This window comes from Pseudomonas sp. EA_65y_Pfl2_P74 (genome assembly GCF_963970575.1).
In the GTDB taxonomy this organism is placed as follows: Bacteria; Pseudomonadota; Gammaproteobacteria; order Pseudomonadales; family Pseudomonadaceae; genus Aquipseudomonas; species Aquipseudomonas baetica_A.
The window spans coordinates 17,340-41,128 of sequence record NZ_CAXAOQ010000016.1 but is presented as its reverse complement, the minus strand read 5'-3'; the positions used below and the strand labels follow the sequence as shown (position 1 = coordinate 41,128).

Here is a 23,789-nt window from a genome sequence, read left to right as displayed (position 1 = left end):
CCCGGTCATGTTCGATTTCAAAGATTCAATCGTTTGCGTAATGCCTGGACATGATTCTGCCATTCATTGAGAACCACTCTCTGCTCCGGCGTGGCATTAAGCGTCCATTGCTCTGCGCTCTCTGTAAAAGATTGAAAGGTATTCGGTGCGCCCCATTCCGGCTCGGACAACCGTTGCTGACAAAATATTCTCCAGCGCTCTTGCTCTTCAAAAGTCAACGTTTCAGGAAAGTTGCGTGCTCGATAGCGAAAGAGTAATTCAGGCAAACGTTCATCATCGAAAGGCCATTGCTCTTGCGCTAATTGAGCAGGATCGGCCGCTCTCACTTGCTCACATAGACGCCGGTCGCGGTCACCGATAAATCCGTCGTACAACTGTTGTTCCGGATCCTCGCTCGGGGTGAAATCTTCGCTGGCATAAATTGCCGCCACTTTATCTTTCCAAACTTGTTGTGCGTCAGTTAGCCGCAGCGCTCGCGCCTGATAAAGCGCCATGTCCAACCCCAACCGTTGCTGATCCTGTGCACGCAATACCGACAGTGGCGCCACCACCGGGCAACGGTTGATATGAATCAGCTTGAGCGGCACTGGTAACTCACCTTCCAGCAAATCGTCACGACGGGTGTACAGACGCTGCCGCAAGGCGTGTGCATCCAGGTCGAGCAGGCCCTGCGGATCAAGGTGCAGGTCGCAGACGATCAAGGCGTTGCGGTTTTTCGGGTGCCAGGCCAGCGGCAGTACCACACCGACATAACTGCGCGCCGCCGAGAATCGCCCGCTAATGTGCACCAAAGGCTGCAACAGGCGAATCTGATCCATGACTTTTTGCTTGCTGCGTAACTGGAACAGCCAGTCATACAGTTTTGGCTGTTTCTCGCGGATCAACCGCGCCAGGGCGATGGTCGCGCGCACGTCCGACAACGCTTCATGGGCATTGCCATGATCAATATTGTTGGCGGCCGTCAGACGTTCGAGCTTGAGCGTTACCCGCCCCTCTTCATCGGTCGGCCAGACCAGGCCTTCCGGGCGCAGCGCACAGGCGGCACGTACCACGTCGATCAGATCCCAGCGACTGTTGCCGCCCTGCCATTCACGGGCGTAAGGATCGAAGAAATTGCGATACAAGCTGTAGCGCGTCATCTCGTCGTCGAAGCGCAAGGTGTTGTAACCCGCACCGCAAGTGCCAGGGGCGGCCAGTTGCGCGTGCACCCGGGTCATGAAATCGGCTTCGCTCAAACCCTTTTCGGCGAGTTGGCCTGGGGTGATGCCAGTGATCACGCACGCCGCCGGGTGCGGCAGGATGTCTTCGCTGGGTTGGCAGTAGAGGTTGACCGGCTCATCGATTTCGTTGAGGTCGTGGTCGGTGCGAATCCCCGCAACCTGCAGCGGACGGTCGCAACGGGGATTGATGCCAGTGGTTTCGTAGTCGTACCAGAAGATGGAAGTCACGGGCGGTTCCTGAACTGAAGATCGGCAAAGTCTAGGCGTTCAACCGCGGTGGCGGCCAGCCTTGCGTCATTCAAGCACTTCGCGCCACACGCGGTGCAATACATAGTTATGTCGTTTTCCCCCGAGAGGCTGCTAGCATCGGGTTCACTTGCACCCCGAACAGGCGAACATCAGGTAGCCCATGCTCGAACCCACAGCACCGCCAAGGAAAGCATCGCTGGCCCCGCCGCTGGATACGCGGCATCAGGTCGAAACACCGGAAGGCATCGACTTGCCCTTGCGTCCGGCCGGGTTGATGGTGCGGTCCATCGCCTTCGCGATTGATCTGGGCCTCCGCGGCGTGCTCATGGGCGTGCTGTTTATCGTGCTGGCATTTCTCGGCAAGCTCGGCATGGGCCTCGGCTCGCTTTTGCTGTTCGCGATCAGTTGGTGGTACATGGTGCTCTTTGAAGTGCTGCGTCAGGGACGTTCGCCGGGCAAACAATGGATGGGGCTTCGCGTGGTGCACGATGACGGCACCCCCATCGGCTGGTCGGCCTCCCTGCTGCGCAACCTGCTGCGCTTTGTCGATCTGCTGCCATTCGGTTACTTCCTCGGCGCCATCAGTTGCCTGCAACACCCGACCTTCAAACGTCTGGGCGACATCGCAGCCGGCACATTGGTGGTCTACAGCGAACGCCCGCTCAGTCGTCCGCAACTGTCTGATGCCGAACCTCGACGCTCACCGGTGCCCCTGACACTCGCCGAACAACGCGCCGTGCTGGGCTTTGCCGAGCGCCAAGGAGAGTTATCGCCTGCACGGGTCAATGAACTGGCGGCCCTGCTCGCCCAGCCATTGCACATTCCAGCGCCCAAGGCTGTGGCTGAACTCAATGGCATCGCTCGCGGCTTGTTGGGCCCGACATGAAACAAAGCCTTTTCGAAACGCGGCACAAGGCCGAATGGGAGCGTTTTGCACTGGCCCTTGAACGCCTTGAGCGCGGCAAGGAGACTTCGCAAGTCGCCGGTTTCCCCAAAGCCTACCGCCGGCTTTGCCAGCATCTGGCGTTGGCGCAGGAACGCGGCTACAGCAGTTTCCTCATTGATTCGCTGCAACAACAAGTGCTGCGTGGGCATCAACAGCTTTACCGTCACCGCAGTCGACTCGGCGCCAATCTGCTGAGTTTCATCCTCGCCGACTTCCCCCGCCTGGTCCGTGCCGAATGGCCCTTTGTGCTGGTCGCCAGCCTGCTGTTCTTCGGCAGCCTGATGGGCGTCGGCGTGTTGGTCTATTTCTTTCCCGAACTGGTGTACAACCTGATCCCCGCCGATCAGGTGCGCGAGATGCAAGGCATGTACGACCCGGTCGCCGGACACCTCGGGCGCCCCGCCGAACGCGCGGCCAGCGAAGACTGGGTGATGTTCGGTTACTACGTGATGCACAACATCGGCATTGCCTTTCAGACTTTCGCCAGTGGCTTGTTGCTAGGCGTCGGCAGTGCGTTCTTTCTTTTTTACAACGGCATGGTCATCGGCGCGGTGGCCGGGCACCTCAGCGAGATCGGTTTCGGCCAGACCTTCTGGTCATTCGTCATCGCCCATGGCGCCTTTGAACTCAGTGCCATCGCCCTCGCCGGGGCCGCCGGCCTGGAACTCGGCTGGGCATTGATCGCGCCCGGGCGGCTGACCCGCAGCGAAGCGCTGAAACGCGCCGCACGCAAAAGCGTGTTGCTGGTCTGCGGCGTGATGTTGTTCCTGTTGATTGCCGCGTTTATCGAAGCTTATTGGTCGTCGAAAACCAGCGTCACACCACTGACCAAGTATCTGGTCGGCGCCGCGCTTTGGGCTCTGGTCGCGGTCTATCTGTTGTTCGCCGGAAGGACCCGCCATGCGCCTGAGTGACGCCACTGTGGTGATTCGCCCGCGCACGACCTGGGAAGCCATGGACCTGGGCGTGCTGATGAGCCAGCAACATCGGCGTCTGCTGATGACCAGTTGGGCGATTGTCACCCTGCCGCTGTTCGCCTTGCTCAGTCTGTTGCTGTGGAATTCGCCGTCACTGGCGGTGTTTATCTTCTGGTGGCTGAAACCGGCGTATGAACGCCTGCCGCTGTATATCCTGTCGAAAGCGCTGTTTGGCGAAACGCCGACACTCAAGCAAGCCCTGCGCGAATGGCCGCGCCTGCTCAAACCGCAACTGCTGGCCAGCCTGACCTGGCGCCGTCTGAGTTTCAGCCGCAGCTTCCTGCTGCCGGTGGTACAACTCGAGGGCCTCGACGGCAGCGCCAGACAACAGCGTCTGCACGTGCTCCTGCAACGCAACGCAGGTAAAGCGCAGTGGTTGACCATCATCGGCGTGCACCTGGAAACCGCGTTGTGGATCGGCCTGATGGTGCTGTTCTACATGCTGCTGCCGCAGCAAATCGAAACGGACTGGAGCTGGCAGTCGCTGATACTCGCGGCGGATCAAGACTGGCGCTGGCTCGAACACCTGACCAATGCCTTCTACGCGCTGGTGCTGGTGGTGTGGGAGCCGATCTATGTCGCCTGCGGCTTCAGTCTTTATCTGAACCGGCGCACACAACTGGAAGCCTGGGATATCGAACTGGTGTTTCGTCGCTTGCGACAGCGCCTGAACAACGGTGTATTGGGAGTGCTGCTGGCAGTTTTTCTGGTGCTGCCGAATGTGCCTTCGACCTGGGCTGATGAACCGGATGACAGTCCACAGGCACCGCGACTGTTGAATCAGCCTCTGACCAGTCAGGCCTCACGGGACAGCATCAAGGCACTGCTTGAGCAACCGCCGTTCAAGAACAAGGAATCCGTCACCCGCTATCGCTTTAGCGACGACCCGGCGAAACCTGCCCAAGCGCAAACACCGGGTGAAGCGCCGCAGTGGCTGAAAACCCTTTTGGGCTGGCTCGACGGGCAACACTTGAATGGACTGGCGAAGATTATTGAAGTGCTGTTGTGGGGCACGGTGATTGCTGCGTTCGGCTGGCTGATCTGGCGTTATCGCGACTATCTGCAAGCGTTCGTCAGCCGCCGCCCCAGACTGTCTGCCAAACCGAAACGCGCGCTGCCGCAACAAGCCTTCGGCCTGGATTTGAACCGCGACACCTTGCCTGACGACATTGCAGGCAGCGCCGAACAACTCTGGCCAAGCCAACCCCGTGCAGCGCTGGGCCTGCTGTATCGAGGGCTGCTCAGCCATCTGCTCCACGACTTCGATATGACCCTGAAACCCGCCGATACCGAACTTCAGGTACTCGCGCACGTTGAACAATTGCAACGCCCGGAACTGCTCGCCTTCAGCCGCAGCCTGACTACCCATTGGCAGAACATGGCCTATGGGCATCGCGTCCCGGCAGCCCCCTTGAAGCAGGAGCTGTGCGATGGCTGGCGTGCCTTGTTTGGTCCCGGAGCCGCCCGTTGAATCGCCGGACACTGTGGTGGGTGGCTGCGTTGATCGCCCTGTTGATCGGCACGCTGAGCGTGTTCCTCTACCTCAACGCCACGCCTTATCAGGAAGAAGTCGATCACGGCCCCTCTCCCGCCGCGCAAGCGAATCCGTATCTGGCTGCCGAGCTGTTTTTACGTGAACGCGGGCTCAACGTCAGCCATGCCGAAAGCCTCGCGGCACTCCCCGATATCGATCCACGCCGCCACACGTTGCTGTTGTTCAACGACCGCTCACGCATGACCCCGCGTCAGGTTGACCAAGTGTTGAACTGGACCCGGGCCGGTGGGCGACTGGTGTTCGTCGCCGAGTCGCTGTGGGATGAGCAGAGCAAACAAAGCAACGATCTGTTGCTCGATCGCGTGCAACTGCATCAATCCCTGAGCAAGGATCTGAAAGACGTACCCGCAGACGCTGAACCAGAGCGCTTCCCGAAACTGACCAAACTCTATCTGGAAGACGAAAACGCACCGGCCTACGCCGGCTTCGACACCGACTTCCACCTCGACGACCCGAAGAACCTCGCGCAAGCCTGGGCCAACAGCGCCAAGGCCACGCACATGATGCAACTGCCCTATAGCCTTGGCACGATCACCGTGGTCACCGACGCCGAGTTGTGGAAGAACAAGACCATCAGCCAATACGACAATGCCTGGCTGCTCTGGTATCTGAGCGCTGACACCGATGTCACGCTGATCTACAACACCGAGCACGATGGCCTGCTGAGCTTGCTCTGGCGCTACTTCCCGCAAGCCATTGTCGCCTTGCTCGCGTTGATCGGTCTGTGGCTCTGGCATGTCGGCGTGCGTCACGGCCCACTGCAATTACCCGCCCCGAGTGGACGCCGGCAATTGCAGGAACACCTGCGCGCCAGCGCCGATTTTCTGTTGCGCCACAACGGCCAGCAGGCGCTGCTGCAAGCACTGCAACAGGATGTGCTGCGCCGCGCCCGTCGCCGTCACCCCGGCTTTGATCAATTGAACGTTGCCGAACAATGGCTGGCGTTGTCGCGCCTGACCCGACAACCCACCCGCGCCATCAGCCAGGCCCTGAGCCCGGTGTCGGATCGGCGCTTATCCAGTGCCGATTTCTGCCGCCAGGTCGCCCACCTGCAAACCTTGAGGAACACGCTATGACTGAACAGATCGAGCCCGGCAGCGCCAGCCACGCCGCCCAGCAACGCCAGCGCGCCAGTCAATTGGCTCAAGCGGTGCGCGGCGAATTGCACAAAGCCGTGATCGGCCAGAACGCGGTGATCGACGACGTGCTGACCGCGCTGATCGCCGGCGGCCATGTGTTGCTTGAAGGCGTTCCCGGTCTGGGCAAAACCCTGCTGGTGCGTGCCTTGGCCCGGTGTTTCGGCGGTGAGTTCGCGCGCATTCAGTTCACCCCGGACCTGATGCCCAGCGACGTCACCGGCCACGCCGTGTACGACCTGCACACCGAGCAGTTCAAGCTGCGCAAAGGCCCGTTGTTCACCAACCTGTTACTGGCCGACGAAATCAACCGCGCCCCGGCGAAAACCCAGGCGGCACTGCTCGAAGCCATGCAGGAGCGTCAGGTCACACTCGAAGGTCGTGCCCTGCCCATCGCGCAACCGTTCATGGTTCTCGCCACGCAAAACCCGATCGAACAGGAAGGCACTTACCCACTGCCCGAAGCCGAGCTTGATCGCTTCATGCTCAAGGTGCGCATGGACTACCCCGACGCCGATCAGGAGCTGAACATGGTGCGTCAGGTCAGCCGCTCGACCCGCGCCGACATGCTCGATGTGCAGCCGCTGCGCACGGTGTTGCAAGCCAAGGACGTGCAGGCCTTGCAGCGTATTGCCAGCGATTTGCCGCTGGACGATCAGGTGCTCGATTACGCCGTGCGTCTGGCGCGCAGCACGCGCACCTGGCCGGGGCTGACCCTTGGCGCCGGGCCACGCGCCTCGATTGCGCTGGTGCGTTGCGCCCGTGCCCGCGCTTTGTTGCGCGGCGGCGAATTCGTGATTCCCGATGACATCAAGGGCTGCGCACTGGCCGTGCTGCGCCACCGCGTGCGCATCGCGCCAGAACTGGACATAGAAGGTTTGCAAGTCGATCAGGTACTGCTGCAACTGCTCGACCAAGTTCCGGCGCCGCGCCTGTGAAACCCTCGCGCCTGCTGCTGATCTGGCTGGCTCTGCTGCTGCTCATCGGCACACTGCTGGGCACCTTGCAGGCATTGCAGATCGACCTCCCGGCCAGCCTGATTTCAATCAACTGGGGATTGCTGCTGGCACTGCTGGCATTGGCGACGCTCGACGCCCTGCGCCTCAAGCGTCTGCCGGCATTGCGCATCACACGGCAGATGCCCGGCAGTCTGGCGCTCGGGCGCTGGGGTGAGGTGCAACTCAAGGTTGCACATGACTTTGCCATGCCACTGAACATTGAGCTGTTCGACCATGTGCCGGATGGCCTGAGTTTTGAAAACCTGCCACTGAACGTCGAGCTGCAGCCCGGTCAAACCAGCCAGATCAGCTATCGCCTGCGCCCGTTGCAACGCGGCCATTTCAGCTTCGAGCATTGCGAAGTGAACCTGCCGAGCCCGTTGGGATTATGGTCAGGCAAGCGCTTGCTCGACGTGATCGACAACACCCGCGTCTATCCGGATTTCGCCAGACTTTATGGCGGCGAACTGCTGGCGGTGGACAATTGGCTCAGCCAGCTCGGCGTGCGCCAGCGGCAACGTCGCGGTCAGGGCCTGGAATTTCACCAACTGCGCGAATTTCGTGAAGGCGACAGCCTGCGCCAGATCGACTGGAAAGCCACCGCACGCCAACGCTCACCGATTGCCCGTGAATATCAGGACGAGCGCGATCAGCAGATTATCCTCATGCTCGACTGTGGCCGACGCATGCGCAGCCAGGACGATGAACTGTCGCACTTCGACCACGCGCTCAATGCCTGCCTGTTGCTCAGTTATGTGGCCTTGCGTCAGGGCGATGCGGTGGGTTTGAGTACCTTCGCTAGCGATCACCCACGCCATCTCGCGCCGGTCAAAGGCAGCGCGCAACTGAACGTACTGCTGAACACGGTTTATGACCTCGACAGCACGCAGCGCCCTGCCGACTATCAGGCCGCCGCCAATCAACTGCTGACGCGACAGAAGCGTCGGGCCTTGGTGGTGCTGGTAACCAACCTGCGCGATGAGGACGATGAGGAACTGCTGAGCGCGGTCAAACGCCTGAGCGCACAACATCGGGTATTGGTCGCCAGTCTGCGCGAAGAAACGCTGGACACGTTACGCCAGACCACGTTGCAAACGCTGCCCGAAGCGCTGGCTTACTGCGGCACGGTGAGTTACCTGAATGAGCGGGCAGAACTCCATGAGCGGTTGAGCGCTCATGGCGTTCCGGTGGTGGATGTCCGGCCCGCAGAGTTGGGGGCCGAACTGGTGACGCAGTATCTCAGTTGGAAAAGGAGCGGAACCGCATGACCCCCTACTGATTTCTGTACGAGGTTCAAGGCAACTCCGAGTCAAAGAATTGAAGCCGGAATACTTCCTCATCAAGTACCGCCCCCTGCTCATCGACAACAGAAGCACGAATGGTCTTGTAGCCAACCATTCCTTGCGACGAATAACTTTTTCTCACCCATCCATCTTCCGTTGAAAATGATGAGCCATCGGGAACACTGTTCAGTCCCCAGAGAACTTTCTGACCGACAATCGGCTTGCCGTCGGGGATCGAGACGATCCTGAATGAGACAGGCACAGATTGATCCACCGGGTAACTGCCACTGCCTCTGATCTCAGTCATCATTCGCTCGTGCGCTTTAAGCGTAAAAGGAATCGAACTGACCTCCCATCCAGCCAAGCCCCCCCGAACGCCTGCATCGAGAAGACCGGGTTGAAGAGCCGAAAGTCGGAACACAACATTGGCGATACCTTCGCTATCGGTTGTCGTCGGCGCGATGTCGACTCCAGGGAATTCCCAATTGACCTCAACGTTTGCCAAGGGATTACCGGTAATGGCCGAGACGACGTAAACCCGGGCTGAAACTTCCTGCCCCGGATAACCGGTCAGATCATCGCTGAACAGTTCCTTGATCTGTCGAGGTTCATGCAGGAAATACGGCAATGAAATCGCTTCCGAATACTGCGCATCCCCCACCGTCGCGGTCAGTTGCGCCGCTCCGGGAGTCCTGGGCACAAAGCGGATCCGCGCCTCGCCGTAGAAGTTGGTGGTCGTCGTCACCTCGCCAAGATCCGGAGTGCGCCAGACAACATTCATCCCCGCCATCGGCCTGCCGCTGATGGTCGAAACAACGGTGATCTGCTCGGACACAGCCTCGCCCCAGTACAGCGTCTGGCTAACCCTCGAACGCTCGGCGATCTTCACCACTTGCGCGCCTTCACCCACCGACATTGCATTGACAGGTGACCATCGAGCCAGGCTTTCGCAGGCCAGAAACAAGCCGAAACTGCCGTTACGCTTGTCATCGACCATGAAGGAATCGGTGAATCCCGCCTCGCGGCTAAAGACCCTTGGCAAACCGAGTACTGGCTGAGTAAAACGAATGCCGAGTGCCTCAGGCCCGGTGCCGACCATGCCCAGCGTCAAATTTCGACCGGACAAGAAGGTGTCTTGCGGGGCAGTTACGTCGATTCTATGGGTCAGTTTGCGACGCGCAAAACCGGTGTCCTGGCCGAAAGGCTGTGCAGGCCCGTTGTCCATACTGAACTGCAATCGAGCCCATGGATCGTCGGCCAGCGAACAGACCTCCATCGAACGTGTATCTGTAGCATTGTCATACGGACTGCTGACAGACACCTCAACCGTTGCCGATCCGCCTGTGGTTGCCCCATACGCAAAGCCTGCCCAGCCATCGTCAGCAGTCACATGTTCTTCAGAATGACCATCCACCTTCCACTGAGTTGGCACTTGAACCATGGCAGCTTGCGAGAAATCCGAACGTACTTTCGCCCACATCCATGCTGGGTCCTGACCCACGATCGGGAAAACGGCAGACTCACGTACGGTTTCAATGCTGAGTTTGTTGTGGCCCAAGTGCATTCTGGTGACATCCGTCGAGCCATCCCACGTCAAGAATTTCAGACCGAACGCCCCGCCCCCCCGACTATCTGAACAATCCAGTGTCCAGGTCATGCCACTTTCATCAATAACATTGTGGCTATGTGGAGGCGGGTCGAGAACGATATCCAACTCTGACGCTGGAGTTCCGTTCCATTGCAAATCCATGGCAAGCCCCACCAGGGCACTCAGTGCGTTAGTTCTGAAAATATACCGGTGTACGGCACCCAGGCAGGGATACAGCGACTGACCTCGGTCGGTGCTCATATGATCCAGTTCCAGAGTGAATTCATCGTAAATGTCCGGTGAAACCAAGCGGCCGAGCAACTCTCGATCTTCCAGTGAATTGGTCAACAACCGCAGTCCGAACATGCTGCTGCGGCTCTTGGCGAATTCAGAGCTCAGGGTCCAGATCAGCGGTTCATCTGCCCGCAATACCCTGGGCTCGCCAAGTTCACTCACCACCAGCCCGATGCCTGGTTCGTCGATGCCCCATGCCAACGTAATTTCCTGGCCGATAAGAGGACTGCCGGCGAGGGCAGTGACCTCCAGGGAATGGGTGAGACCTCGTTTGCAGGCAACCCCTCGATCCTGGTTGATCAGACCACGATCAAATGTGATGTTGACCTTGTCTTTCCAAGAACTCCTGGCCATCGCGGTCACGCTGAATTCGCACTCATGCGGCGCAGCAGATTCATGCGCCCGGACCGCTGCGGTGATCGCATGAGTCCCGGGTTCTCTGGTGTAAAACTTCAGGCTCCCCCAACCACCGATTCCCGTTTGGCTTTGCACGACGCTGTCGGCGGTTTGCCACTCGACCAGCGCACCGATCACCGGTTCGCCGTCGCCCTGATCAGTAACATGCACCACTTGCAAGCGCAGGTACGCACTTTCGTGTTCCTCCACCACCGGACTATTCTCGGCCTGGCGTACCTCTTTGATCCTGATCCTGTTGCGCGCCAGCGACATGCGTTTTCTGGGCGACGGCAACAACAGCTTCGAGCAGACCAGTGACAACTCGAATATCCCGTCGCGCCGGTCTTCGCAGTTCAGCGTCCAGGATGCAGTGCCCCCTCCATCGATCGGCATGGGCACCGATGTTTCCAGTGGCGGACTGACCACGACACCCAGTTGCCCTGGCTTGTCACCGTGCCAATGCAAATAGAAGTCGCTGCCTCGCAGACGACTGTTGGTCTCTAGCATTACATCAATGAAATGGGTAGAACCCCGGTTCGGATAACTGTTATCAATCCAGTCCCTGATTTCGTTGTTTTCACGGACAGTCAACCGTGCCCACGGATCCTCGCCCAGTACCAGTACGTCAAACGTCTGAGTCCACACACCCTGCTCGTAATAAAGGCTGACCACAGAGGCTTCAATAACGAAGTCCCCTGCTGCCTTCGCCTCATAATCGAAGTAAGCCCAACCTTGTTCACCAGTAACGGTAGCCGCCAACACCCCATGCTCGGCGGTCGCCCAGTTCACCGTAAGCCCGGCAAATGGCTGGCCGGTGTAATACGACGCTACTTGCACACCCAAACGGACACTTTGCTCAATCAACGGGTAATAAGCGGCCTCGACCACCTCACGAAAAATCAGTCGATGATGCCCCAGCGATACGAGGATCTCGTAGGCCTGCGCGGTGTAACGGTTGCGCAAGCTCAGGGTGAATTCGTAGTCCTGATCATCGATTAACGGGCAATCGAGCGTCCATGGCACGTCCAGCGATTGCTGGGTGTCCCAAGCAGGCGTCGCGACAATCGCGCCCTGCGGGTTATTGTCGATGCTCAATTCAACCGGGGTGCCGTCCCAAGGGTTATCCGGCACAGGTACAAAACCGAGTACGTGGGGCGTGATCAATGCATTGCTGCCAAAAGCTCCGCCCCTGCTGGCGCCCTGACACAGGTACATTTTGCGCAAGGGCAGAAACGACACGCCGTCCAGCCCAATTTCCTGCAACTCAAGTGGCGCGAGTTTCAACTCGACTTTGACGCGTGTAACCCAGAGTTCGCCAAATGGACTTGAAGACTCTGTCGAGCTGTATATTTCGATGCGCAGCGGCTTTGAGCTTGAGATGTCCGATGTCAGTTGCACTTCATGCAGGGTCGGACTGAATCGCCTCTCTGGCCCTGATCCGAGACCCTCGCGATGTTGTACCTGATCAGGTTTACCGACGGGTTTGAGTTCGATGCGGTAATGCTCGATTTCTCCCTGAGAAATCCTCACCCAGCCTGATTGGCTGAAACTGCTTTCCCACAGAAAACTCAGCCAATAAGCACCATTGCCATCAGGATCTCTTGGAAGTGTGACGTCCTGCGTGACACCCGTGCCCTTCGGCGCTTTGATGTGTTTGACAGGCGTGTTGTCGTAATACGCCAGGCCTATGGCAACCGCACCCGTCCTTGCCCAACATTCGAACCTTTCTTCGAAATCACCGTTGCACACCAGGTTTTCATTGACCTGAACGATAGGATTATTCATGACTGCGCACTCCCTTGCCCTTGCCGGCCAGACGCTCTTGCTTGTGCTGCATTGACCAACTCCTTCACCGAATCGGTAAACGACTGATCTCCGCTCTTGCACGTATAGCGAATGCGCAAGATGCAATCGTTCATCGAGCGCAGCATGGCCTTCTGCGGCGGTTCGTTATGCCATGGACATTTCAGCTCCCAGGCAGACACCGCACCGGTATTTTCAAATGGAAAGAGCAAACCTTCGTCTGGCTTCGCCGCCGCCATGCCGTTGTCGGCAATCCCCACCGACAGGGCGATCTGCTGGCCCGGACGCAAGTTGAACAGCACATCGGAAGGGGCCACTTCCCCAGGATCAGGTTTATGCAAGTACTGCACTGACTGCACCGAAGCCCGGCTGGCGGTCATGCTGCCAACCTGCAGCAACGTCACGCGCACGTCCTCGAAAGGACCCGTCAGCACTGGCAAGTCGACTTCCACCGAACTGATCTGCCGGCAGTAATGTCCCGGATAATCCCGATCGAACAGCAATTGCGTCAGTCTGAACTCCAGCGAGCCGGTCGTCTGCAATTGCGCCAATGCAGCCTCCCAACCACCAACGCCCTGAGGGTCAGTTGCGTCATTGAACAGGCGACGCAACGAGATGGTTTTCACCAGTTCAAGCCGTCGCTCGGTGCGTTGCAAGTACTCACGCTCCATACGCAGCAGGTGCGCGCGCAGATGCTCGCCAGCAGTCAAACCGTGACGTTGATCCTGCCAGACCTGCGGCAAGGGAATATGTGAATCGTAATCGCCGGTTTCGGCGCTCATCGCCGTTTGCGCGCTGAGGCAAAGACTGACCACCGCGTCGTAAGCCTGATAGTGCAAGGCCTTGAGCTGGCCCAGCATCCAGCCGAACAATTCGGCATTGGTTGCGCGCTTTTTAAGATAGTTGTACATCGTCAGCGCCTGAGCGTTAGCTCGCAGCGTTTGCGCAAGGTTGGTTCTAGCCGCATCAACCGCATGGTTCTGCGCGACGATTTGCGCATCGATGGCCGCGATTTCTGCCAGCGCCTGATCGCGTTGCAGCCCCCATTCATTGCGGCGACGGCGATAACCTTCGGTGGTGGCTTGCTTGTCGGCATCGATTTGCAGCATCGACGAAGCTATCTCCAGGCCAAAGCAGATGGCATCCGTAACTTTGTCGATACGAAACCCGCCGTTCGCCATACCGAAGATATTGGGCGCGGCCGCCAAGGCCGCGCCTACCGGTTTGAGGATTTTGGCAGTCAGCGCCAGCTCTTTGGACTGGTCCAGGTTTGCCATGACCTGATATTCGACAGCCGACACGTTTTCGTCATAGCGGGCTGCGTAAGCAGCAGCCCGTTCCCGGGCCACTGTCCGGCTCTGCTCGAGCGCCGTCATGCTCGCTTCCAACTGAGCGATGGATTGCTCCTGCACGGTTTTGGCGTAGTTGCCCAACTCCACCAGATGGTTTTGCTGCAGCTCTTCCTGCTCGGCACGATCACGCCGCTCAAGCAGATTGAGTACTTGGCTGCCGTAATCCTGCAAGACCTGCACCGCACGCAAGGCAACCTCGAAGATCGTACGCCAGCGAAACGCAATCACCACCAGCCGTCCGCCCATCGGTCTGGCACCACCGACACCACCTGCGGCCAGAGCGCGCAGCAATTGGTTCGGGTCAGTCGGTGGGTTGAACAACGGCAGGAGCATTGGCTTGCCATCAATGGTCAAGTTGTTGCGCAAGTTGTTCATGCGGTACTGCGGCTCGTTGAACCACGCGAACAACTCATCATTGATGGGTGCCCTGAACGGCGGACACCCCAACATGCCCAGCATGGGAGCCGTATCGGAGCCGCCCGGAACATCTGCCAGGCTGTAATTCAATGTCTGCTCGAACGCTTCCAGTGCCGTACGCGTGCAACTTTGGGCCAGAAGGTTCCCCAGCGTCGCGGTCTGCCACAAGTTCACCGTTTGAGTCAGAGGCGGTTTGCCCATCAATGATCCCGCTTGTACATAGCACAGCTTCGCCGCCACCAGGCTTTCGCGGGTCAGTTGGCGGTAATGCCAGTCCCCCCAGGCCATGAGGTTCTTCACATATTCGATGAACATCAGCAGCCTCAGATGCACAGGCGCCGAATATCCAATCGCATCCGGGTCGGCGGGCGCTGCGGCTTCACAACCGGCATGCCCCAGATCGTTGATCAAGGGGCGGCAGCGCCAGAAACGTGGTTTCTCGGGTACCGAGCTGCTGTCGGCAGGGGCCCGGGGATCGAAAATGAAATGCAGCCACGTCTGGGCTTCGGCAAACCGCTCTTCATCACGCAAGCGTGTCGCGATCAAATGCGGCAGATGGAAAAACAGCTCCCAGAAAAACAGCCCGTTGGCACCGTCGAAAGCGCCGTTGCGCTCCTCGAAATCAACATTGGTAGGCGGCGGCTCTGACAGATGCTGGGAGTCCAAATTAATCAGAGTCGCCGCAGAGACAGTGGAGCGCGTGACCAGCTCGGGGCCGAACAGCGAATTGAGCCGAACGTATCGCAACGCCCAGTCATCACCCAGTTGAAAGTCGAGGAACTGGGCGGCATCCGTGGCGTTTTTAAGCAGCGTTGGCGGGAGGAAATACGGGAGGTCGACAATCGTCAGGGCAAACTGTTTACCGCCAAAGCCGTCAGTATCGTTCTTTAGAGTGAACCTGACGTTGCTCCACGTCCCCTTTGGTCGAGTGAAAGTACCCAAAAAATTCATTGTCCAACCGCCGGCTGTCGACACCGCACGCTTCACCGGCGCGGGGTCGCCATTGGCGGGATTTTCCAACTGCAAGGTAAAGTTTGTATTTTTCTCTGACAAACCTGTGGGCCGGCAAAAACCCTCAACCGTCAGCACATCATTACTACCCGATCGCATGGCGAAGACGTTCAGCCCCAGAAAAGCTGCCATGGAGCCTGGCGGTGACTCACTTGGGACCACAGTAACCTCAAGACCCAAGGGGTGCTGAACCGTCAAGGCAGAAACAAATCGCTCAGTCTTGGCCAGCTCCAGCCAGTTACCACCGTCTTCAACAACGGGGCGCATCAGCACATCGATGATCGCGGTCTCTTTCAAGGCAGCTGTGCCGGTTTTATCATTGTCCAGCAATACCCCGAGCTTGCCTTTGGGATTCTGAGAGTCGACCCACACGGTTGCAATCAACCGGGCACCCGCAGAGAGATCCTCATCAAACTCGCCATGGCGTAAATTCAAAGGCGCCGACCACTGGCCGTTCTGCCTCATGAAGGCCACATTGATATCCAGCTGATGGGGCACGAATCGGGATCTGTCGTCCTTTGAGGGATCCGCGGGGACGGCTTTGATGAGCTCGCCGACCTTGTCCCGCCACTGCGCCCAGACCAGACACAGTCGGCCATTCCAGACCACCGGACGCATGTCCAGCACCCGCCCGGCAGGTTGAACATCCACCGCTTTCCATTCACTCCACGCCGCCGGGTTGACGGCCACACACGTGGGCGTGATCTCGATTTGCGCCTTGCGCCAGAAGTACTGGAACGGCGGCACCCGCTGACGCCCGAGAAAGTAATAATCGGCGCGCTCCGGGGTCGTGCCGTCCATGTAGCCACTGACAACATCCAGATCGCAGATCTGTTCGAAGGCTTGCAAGTAATCCTGTAGCGCGGCTTGAACCGAATCGCTGTTCAAACGGGCCTGGTTGAGGTTGTTTTCAAGGGCCTTGAACAGATCCGTCTTACGCTGACGGACGAACGGATTGATGTAGTTTTCCGGGTAGAGCGCGATCATCTGCACTGCGGCCCAGTCCGAGTAGTTGTTGTACAGCGCCCAGTTTTCAAGCTGTTCAGGGGGAAACTCGTGGTTTTCGAAACCGGGCTCCATTTTGTTGTACACCGCACTGATATATTGCTGCGCACAACTGATCGCTTCGGCCACCCCCGACGTCTGCACTCGAGCACTGTCCAACGGGTCGATGCGCAGCAATTCGAACACGTCCTCCGGGGTCCGCAAAGGCGGGTAACGCTCAGCCTTTACTTGCCCGATGCAATACTCAAGCAACGCGGTACGACGTTTTTCCTGCAACAGACCAATGTTGTTCGATGTCATGATCCTTGCTCCGTGGAAGAGGTTCCCGAGTCACTGGCGGAAGGCGTTGACGCTTGTTCAAGCGAGTGGCTGCGGCCTTGCGTCACCCCAAACCTGATGGGTTCGAAGAGTGTCCCCAACCCGCTTGCCAGGCTGCGTATACCGACTTCGAATTCACCGCTGAAATCGCTGGTGATATAAACCGTGGTTTGACCTTGCTGATTGGTGAAACCCTGTGCCGGACGGATCGTTGGTCGTTCTTCGGGATCTGTATCTCCTTCCCAGGCCCAGTCCACCAGCATGTTGGCCCCAAGGTTTGCGTACTGGTCCACCATCGTGGCGTAGAGTGTGATTTCCTGACCAAGCGGCACGACCTCCGTTGGCACCGGAGACATCAGCCCGGTCGGGAAACTCATGCTCTCGGCGTGAGCGATGACGTTGATGCTCACTGCCCACTCAGGCTCGAGCAGGCTCATGGAAAAATAAAGGCTGTCCGTGCCCAAGACTGTGCCCGGAAAATACTCAGCCGTGAGGACTCCATTGGGATCGGTGATGCCCGATTTGATGGTCCCTAGCTCGGAGTGCCAATCAACAGCGATGCCTTTCAACGCTGCGCCTCGGGCGTCGGTGAGCGTCATCGTAATGATCGCTTTCTCATCTTTTTTACTAGCGAAGACTTCCGTCGGTTCTACTGCGCAAGTCATCCTGACCAACTGCTTCAGTTCGCCCGGTGCTTGCACGACAGGCACAGGCGTCTGGGTCTGACTGAGCAAAGCCAGTTCAGCTGCCTGGGCATAGGCCTCGCTGGCATCGGTTGTCTCCGGCAAGGTACCGATCCGCAAAATGGTCCGGGCATCCATACCGGTCTGCATCGACAACTGGTAAACGCGTATCAGCAGATCCAGTTGTTCCAGGGTTTTCAACACTTGGGTTTCAGGATCGATATGGCGAACACATTCGCTGACTTCCTGCGCGCTCCAGGCAAAGAATTCAGCCAGTTTGATGGCTGCTGCCTGCTGCACCACCCGCAATGCATCCTCGCTGGGTCGGGCAGGAAGCGAATGGACCTGACGCAGATAGTCCAGCAATTTCTGTTCCGGCTGTTCACTCATGCTGAACGCGCGGGTCAGCGTGGTCATCGCGTAAAGTATGCGCACCGAGAACACAGATTTTTGAGAGGGATCGATGATGCTTTGGTCGACCCACGCCTCATATCCATAATCCAGATAATCCCGGAGCAGGGCCGCACTCAAACCCAGCATTGAAACGACTTCGGCGCGCTGGCGCACAACAGCCAGCAATTGGAGTAACGGATCTGAAGGTTCGTCGCGCCTGCGCTGCGTCGCTGGCGGTTCGAGGTCAGTGCGGTCATACACCTGGCGCAACAGTTGGTACACCGAAGCATCGACCCAGTTCAGCACCAGAACGGCCAATTCGCCCTCAATGCCGGCGTAGACTGCCAGCGACTCCCTGACCAGCGACACTTGAGCGTCTCTGGCCTGCAGAAGAACGGCGAGCATGATCTCGGCCAAGACGCTGACCTGGGCGTCCTCAATGTCCAGGCCGTTCCTGACGGCCCATTCAAGCTTCTCGCGGGCAAAGGCCGAATAATCCTCCGGCGTCATGGCAGTGGCCAGTATCAGCCCATTGACATCGACAACCGGCGCCAGCCCCTCACTGTCAATCGACAGTAAATCCAGCCAGTCGCTTTCTCCGGCCGGCGGAATACCGGCTACGAGAAAAGAATTATTGGATAACCGCGCGCTGGGCAGGAGGGTGCCGATCTTGTCGAAGAACTGTTGGTCCTGCTGGGAGAAATCGCTCAGACGCAGTGGTGCACTCACGTGCTGCAACATCCACAGCACCGACATGTTGCTTTGCTCGCACCATTGCACGCAGGCCTGCATGGCTTCGATCAGGCTCAGCACACCCGGATCGCCAGCCGTGGCGTCAATGCGGCTGTCATCACCCGCCACGTCGACAATACACGGCGTGCCCGCCAGCCCTTTGAGCCAGGTTTCTCCCCCCAGCACACTGAGCATCAACACGCCTTCGACCGGCGTGATATTCAACAGCCGGGGCAGTTTTACCAGACGGTAAAAACTGGAAATGACCGGCGAACTGCGCACCAGACTATCGGTAAGATCATGAGCCTGGGCTATCGCCAACGCCAGGTAGTGGTAAGTCTGAAGATCAATGCCCAAACCACTGCATAGCTGGCTGACCGTCAGATTGTCTTGGTCCGATGTCGGTATCAGCGCAAACGGTGTGCCGTCGAGTCTCAGCGGCTCGCGATAATTATCTTGATTGTTGAAGACCTGATCGAACTGCGACAGTGCATCACCGCGACCGTACAGTGACAGTTCATCGAGAAACACGGCGAAATCCGCTGCCGTGCAGTTGTAGCGTTCACGCAGTCGCTGAAACAGGCCCAACGCATGGATCACGTTGACCGAAATCGCCCACACCTCAGGCTTTTCGGCTCCACGCGCTTGCGCCCTGATCGCTGCCACCAACAGGGCGTCAGTCTGCTCAGGGGACAGATTCAGCCATTTGTCCAGGCGCAACTTGCGGTTGAGTCGATCAAATGTATTCAAGCCTCTTGGGGTATTGGGATTCACGATTATCCGATGAAAACTATTCCCTGACTGCGTGGTGATACCGATAGCGGGGTGAGCATTATCATTGATGTAAACCGAGCCGGATCGGCCGCCTTCCGGGACATCGGGCTCACTGGAGTAATTCACATTGGCCGAACGCCGCGGCGCGTAGTCCCCAACCGAAAAAAGACTTGTAATCTCCTCGGCCACAAGATTTGTACGTTGAGCCAAATAAAATATCTGATTGAGATTCAGATACTCAGTGTCTTCGGTGCCAAAGTTCTCCAGATAGAACTGATACATATCCTCGGGATATGTGTATTCCTCAGTAAGAAGCTGCTGCTGGTAAGGGCCCAGCCGAGAGGCATGAGCCAGAGCAGCAGCGGCAAGCCTGGTCAGGGACGCGGAGTGCAAGAAGTTGGGGAATTTCCTGTCAACGATGTTGGCAAAATCCCCCACTGATCGTCCGCTGAAACCCGCAACCCCATCAACCGTGACCCAATGCTGGTAATACGGCAGACCGTTGGGATAGCGTGCTGTGATCAATGCCTGTTCAATTGGAACCACCGTGTTCGCAGCGATGAACGCCTGTAGCACGCGTACGACCACGTCGACTGATGACTCCGGCGCGTTCACCGCTTTACTGTCGACCGTCAACGTCATCAAATCCGTGCGACGCTCATGCAACGGCAGCTGGGTGTCGTCACCAACGGATTCGATCAAGTCGCGAATCAAGCGATACAAAAAGACCAGATACGCCGAAGGCCCGAACATGGACTCCAGAGAATCCGAGGGGCACTTGGCTCTCAATTGCAGATCGAATATTCGCTCCAGTTGCGGCCCGTCAACGAGCGACATCAAACCACTGGACGGTCCTATCGACCCGGCTTTATCCCTCTCCACGTGATGTTCAATAAACCGACGCCGCACATAGCTCGCCAGGCTGTTGGCCCGGCGCAAAAAACGTCGCGCCTCTTCCTGCTCAAGTCCGTACTCGCCGACCAGCACCGGAATACCCTTTTCGACCAGTGGGAAAAACGATCCCCCTTCCTCAACGTAACTCCAGAGTTTCGAAAGCCGGTTTTGCGCAGTGGACGTTTGCTGACCAAACAGCTGAATGAACAACTGCGCAGCGGGACGGAGTGAATCAGCCATGGTCACATTCCTTGAGTCGATAACGGGCCCGGCCCGCCTGACTGTCGTGTCAGGCGGACCCAGCGTTCCATAAGGATTTAGCGCTTGAACGCAGCAGCCGCCAACTGTCATAAATGACAGGTTTAATGCCCGTTCATCGGAATTTTACAAGTGTGATTTACCCGTCGGTGCTGATTCGATTTCAAACCGCTCACTGGCGACCCAGTCGGAACCCAGCGGATCGCTATCGCTTGGTTGCAGCTTGAAACGGCACCAGTTGCCACCCAACGGTAGCGCTTGGTCAGACAGGCCTTGCCAGTCAGGGTCGACCTGAATCGACGCTGCCCATGTCTTGTCCGGGTTGAAGGGGTCGACCAGAACACCGACACCTTGACGGCCTGTGCCGGCAAACAGCACCGGGTTGCTGACCCAGCGTCCCGGCGCGGGTATCTCAATGGTGGGCAGATAAGTTGCCAGCTGAAGCGTGCGTTTCGCGCTATCGGATTCAAACCCTTCGTAAGCCGCCACAACTTCGAGTTCATGATTGCCTTCGTTTTGCCCAGGCTTCAGCGTTACCGACCACGTCCGGTTTTCCCGCACCTCGACGCTTGCCTGGTCGCTACCCAGCGTCACGGTCACGGTGTCGCCGGGCGTCGCGAAACCCGACACCACGACCCGTCGGCCGACATGGTCATCGGCAGTCGGGGTTTCGATAAACGGAGCCGCCGGCACGACCTTGTAACGCAAACGCTCATTGGGCTGAGAGCGTTGTGGAGTGCCATTGTGGACGAAGGTTTGAAAAGCCCAGATGGTTGTGTTTCCCACCGGCAGACTCACTTCGGCTTCCCAGCTGTCTGACGCGTTCACTTCAATATCCGTCAGCAATGGCTCAGTAGCGCCTTCCAGCCAGACCTCCACCCGCGCGCCAGGTCGGCCAGTGCCAGCAATTTTCGAGGTGCGCGGCGCTTTCCCGCCAGGGATCGGCGTCGTGAATCGAGGCGGCGGCACCACCACCTTGAGTTCGTGCACAGCGCTGTTGGTCGACTCTTGCCCGTTAAGTATCTGTTGCGCGTGGAGGAAGTAATGCCTCAGCTCCAGATCGCGTAGTTCGATCGACCATTTGCCCTCCTCAAGCAATTCGAGCGGAGCGCCCAGCGTTCCTCCCATCTGGCTGTCATGCAATTGCATCATCGCGCCCTGCATGCCGTTATCACCTTCAATGGTGACGTCGTACCCCACTTCTGAGCCGGATACCGGCGCGACGATGAGCGGTTGCAACATGACTCTGTGGACAGTGAAGGTTTTCGATGCCGGCACTGAAGGGACATCGACAACGATCTGGGTAACGGTGACGCGGTGGAGGACTCCCGGTTCAAATGCTTTGGTTCGCTGAAATGCCCAGCGCTCGCCCTCCACATCCGCTTCGTACTCCGAGCCGTCGTCGCTGAACCGGAGCTTCACCACCGCTTCAGACCAACAAGTGCCACTGAACATCGGCTCCAGCCCCTCCTCGGAAGGATCATCCAGGCCTGGCGCCAGCGGTGGAATCGTGACGTGCAGTATGAAAGGACGTTGCGAGGGATGGTCTCCCAGATGCTGTGTAATGTGGACTTCCCGCTTGTTGGTTGGCCCCCACTTCACCAATGCCGGGGTCGACCATTTGCCGTTCACGACCGCTACACTTCGTGCAGCCTCGGTTGTATCGGGAAACCTGAGCGAGACGGTGGCGCCTGTGTAACCTTCACCGCTGAAGACGGGTAGATACTCCTCGGTGTAGCTCGCCTCGGTGATATCCGGCATGTTGTTGTGGACTTCGAATTCAAGCGGCAGCGATTCGATCCAGCCATTGGCGTTGTCGGCGATTTTTTGAATCACCTTCATCTTGTAGGAGCCAAGAGGCCAGACAACGGGGGCGGTTTCCCACTGACCCAGCCCATCGACGCGGATGTTGGGAGGTAAAGGCAGCGAGCTGTCGCTGGCAGAGAACTGGATTTCGGTGGAGAGGTTTTGATCGAAATGGCCCGTGCCGGAGAACTTCAAGCTTGTATCCGGGAGTAAGGTGACATCAGGTTTTTCCAGTTCGGGAGGGCGGATTCTGAAGGCTCGCGGTGCACTGCGTTCGGATGACACACCGCCCAGATCCTGTTCGACAACGAGACTGATCGGCCCTGGTGGCAAATCAGCGACAGAAGCAACCCACGAACTACCTTTCTCAGGCACAACCGCCGAGCCGACCAGCGAATTGGTGAGATCCAAATACACCGAAATACTGGCGCCGCTTACACCGTTGTCCCCTTCCAACACAAAATTCGGCTCCTGCGTAGAAGAGGGTCCTGGTTTGAGCACTTCAAGCACGCCGACGGCAACAAACGTGACCGCTCTTGAGTATCCGTGGCTGATATTGGGGTGTGTATACTGTACTTCAACAGTGAGTTCCCCAGATCGGATGCGTTCTTTTAATGGTGCCAACTTCCAAGAATCGGAAGCAGTTACTGAAGCTTCACTTAATACGTCATAGTGATCATCTCGACTCACTACCTGAAGTCTTAATCCGCGATGCCCCTTGCCACTGAAACTCAACTCGGACGTTCGCAAGACTTGCCCTTGCCGGGGAGACTCCAGCTTTGGCAAATATAAATAAAACATTTCTCTGACTGCAGATAAGCGAAAGTACTGACGATTCTTATAACGAGCCGTTTGGAACATCCCAATGGATTTTTTTCCTGGGGGGTACACCGTATCAAGCGGCGCAACCCAAGTCTGACCACAATCCACTTCAGCACCAAGTGCGTTGTGACTCCCGGGACCCACCTCCAACGCAAAAGCCGTCGTTCCGCCCCCCCCATAACCGCGAATGGTAAAGTCTTCTGAAATATCTTCGAAACTTAAAACGTCATGAATAATGTAGTAATCGAGATACCTGTAATCCGAAAATTCATCTCCGAGACGCCACTGGATGCGTAGCGACCTTGCGCCGTCGCTCGTATACGCTGTATTGACGACATTAACAACACGCCCGGGAAACCACTCGGAAACCTGATGATGAATGACGCCATCGACCATGTAATCTATCCATACTTGATGGGTTCCGTCCCAAGGAATTCGGAACTCCAATTTGAACGCCCATCCTTGAATGACAGAGCTATATGGCGCTAACAACTCTACTGGGGGAGGTTTCGACATAGAGGAAGCAAGATCATCACTCGATTGTTGCGGCCCCGCGCCAGAAACCAATGCATCTTCAGTTACTTCGCGAAGATCAGTTTGATTGACGAGTTCTTTGTCTTGCTGCCCGGAAATTTCCAGACTGGATTTGTCGCTGTCGTCGGAAGTCATTCACGGGGCTCCAATTGTCGGCGTCGCTAGTGGCGGGTCGTCCTAAGTTACGGCGGCCTGACTTACGCGCGCACCTGTCAACTTTGACAGTCCCGACCAACGGTAACTTTTCTCACGCTACAACATACGGATGTCCTTCAGCTACTAACACCCGGCTACACCAGGTTGCGCAGTTGCCGACAACTCACTCAGAATCCGCCGGCTTGTGCG

11 protein-coding genes are annotated in these 23,789 nt (G+C 57.8%); 6 read left to right on the top strand and 5 right to left on the bottom strand.

Features of this window, described 5'->3' with window-relative positions:
* Window positions 1-17: 17 nt before the first annotated feature.
* Entirely contained in the window at window positions 18-1,448 is a 1,431-nt protein-coding gene (gene sbcB, locus AACY18_RS14715; RefSeq protein ID WP_339430996.1) for an exodeoxyribonuclease I, read from the bottom strand.
* A 181-nt stretch (window positions 1,449-1,629) separates the two neighbouring features.
* Here sbcB and AACY18_RS14710 point away from each other — a divergent pair, with 181 nt between their 5' ends.
* The 6 genes from AACY18_RS14710 to AACY18_RS14685 are packed head-to-tail and all read left to right on the top strand — an operon-like array spanning window position 1,630 to window position 8,349.
* The gene (locus AACY18_RS14710) at window positions 1,630-2,355 is read left to right on the top strand and encodes an RDD family protein (protein WP_339430997.1); all 726 of its coding nucleotides are present in this window, start codon (window positions 1,630-1,632) and stop codon (window positions 2,353-2,355) included.
* On the top strand, window positions 2,352-3,329 hold the full coding sequence (locus AACY18_RS14705) for a stage II sporulation protein M (RefSeq protein WP_339430998.1): 978 nt from the start codon (window positions 2,352-2,354) through the stop codon (window positions 3,327-3,329). Before AACY18_RS14710 ends, AACY18_RS14705 begins: the two co-directional genes overlap by 4 nt.
* Window positions 3,316-4,863: a DUF4129 domain-containing protein gene (locus AACY18_RS14700; protein ID WP_339465238.1), complete on the top strand. Its 1,548-nt coding sequence runs from the start codon at window positions 3,316-3,318 to the stop codon at window positions 4,861-4,863. The genes AACY18_RS14705 and AACY18_RS14700 overlap by 14 nt, the downstream gene beginning before the upstream one ends.
* On the top strand, window positions 4,860-6,023 hold the full coding sequence (locus AACY18_RS14695; protein ID WP_339431000.1) for a DUF4350 domain-containing protein: 1,164 nt from the start codon (window positions 4,860-4,862) through the stop codon (window positions 6,021-6,023). The genes AACY18_RS14700 and AACY18_RS14695 overlap by 4 nt, the downstream gene beginning before the upstream one ends.
* Window positions 6,020-7,021 (top strand): AAA family ATPase, encoded by a 1,002-nt coding sequence (locus tag AACY18_RS14690; RefSeq protein ID WP_339431001.1) that lies wholly within the window; start codon window positions 6,020-6,022, stop codon window positions 7,019-7,021. The genes AACY18_RS14695 and AACY18_RS14690 overlap by 4 nt, the downstream gene beginning before the upstream one ends.
* Window positions 7,018-8,349 carry a DUF58 domain-containing protein gene (locus AACY18_RS14685; protein WP_339465237.1) on the top strand — a complete coding sequence of 444 codons (1,332 nt, stop codon included), beginning with the start codon at window positions 7,018-7,020 and terminating at the stop codon, window positions 8,347-8,349. Before AACY18_RS14690 ends, AACY18_RS14685 begins: the two co-directional genes overlap by 4 nt.
* A 25-nt stretch (window positions 8,350-8,374) precedes the next feature.
* Here the strand turns inward: AACY18_RS14685 and AACY18_RS14680 are convergent, their stop codons facing one another.
* The 4 genes from AACY18_RS14680 to AACY18_RS14665 all read right to left on the bottom strand — a co-directional run bounded on the left by AACY18_RS14680 (window position 8,375) and on the right by AACY18_RS14665 (window position 23,579).
* Window positions 8,375-12,427: a hypothetical protein gene (locus AACY18_RS14680; protein ID WP_339465236.1), complete on the bottom strand. Its 4,053-nt coding sequence runs from the start codon at window positions 12,425-12,427 to the stop codon at window positions 8,375-8,377.
* Window positions 12,424-16,530 (bottom strand): Tc toxin subunit A-related protein, encoded by a 4,107-nt coding sequence (locus AACY18_RS14675; protein WP_339465234.1) that lies wholly within the window; start codon window positions 16,528-16,530, stop codon window positions 12,424-12,426. The genes AACY18_RS14680 and AACY18_RS14675 overlap by 4 nt, the downstream gene beginning before the upstream one ends.
* Window positions 16,527-20,264, bottom strand: a complete 3,738-nt coding sequence (locus tag AACY18_RS14670; RefSeq protein ID WP_339431005.1) for a Tc toxin subunit A — start codon at window positions 20,262-20,264, stop codon at window positions 16,527-16,529. Before AACY18_RS14670 ends, AACY18_RS14675 begins: the two co-directional genes overlap by 4 nt.
* A 144-nt stretch (window positions 20,265-20,408) precedes the next feature.
* Window positions 20,409-23,579: a hypothetical protein gene (locus AACY18_RS14665; RefSeq protein WP_339465233.1), complete on the bottom strand. Its 3,171-nt coding sequence runs from the start codon at window positions 23,577-23,579 to the stop codon at window positions 20,409-20,411.
* Window positions 23,580-23,789 lie beyond the last annotated feature (210 nt).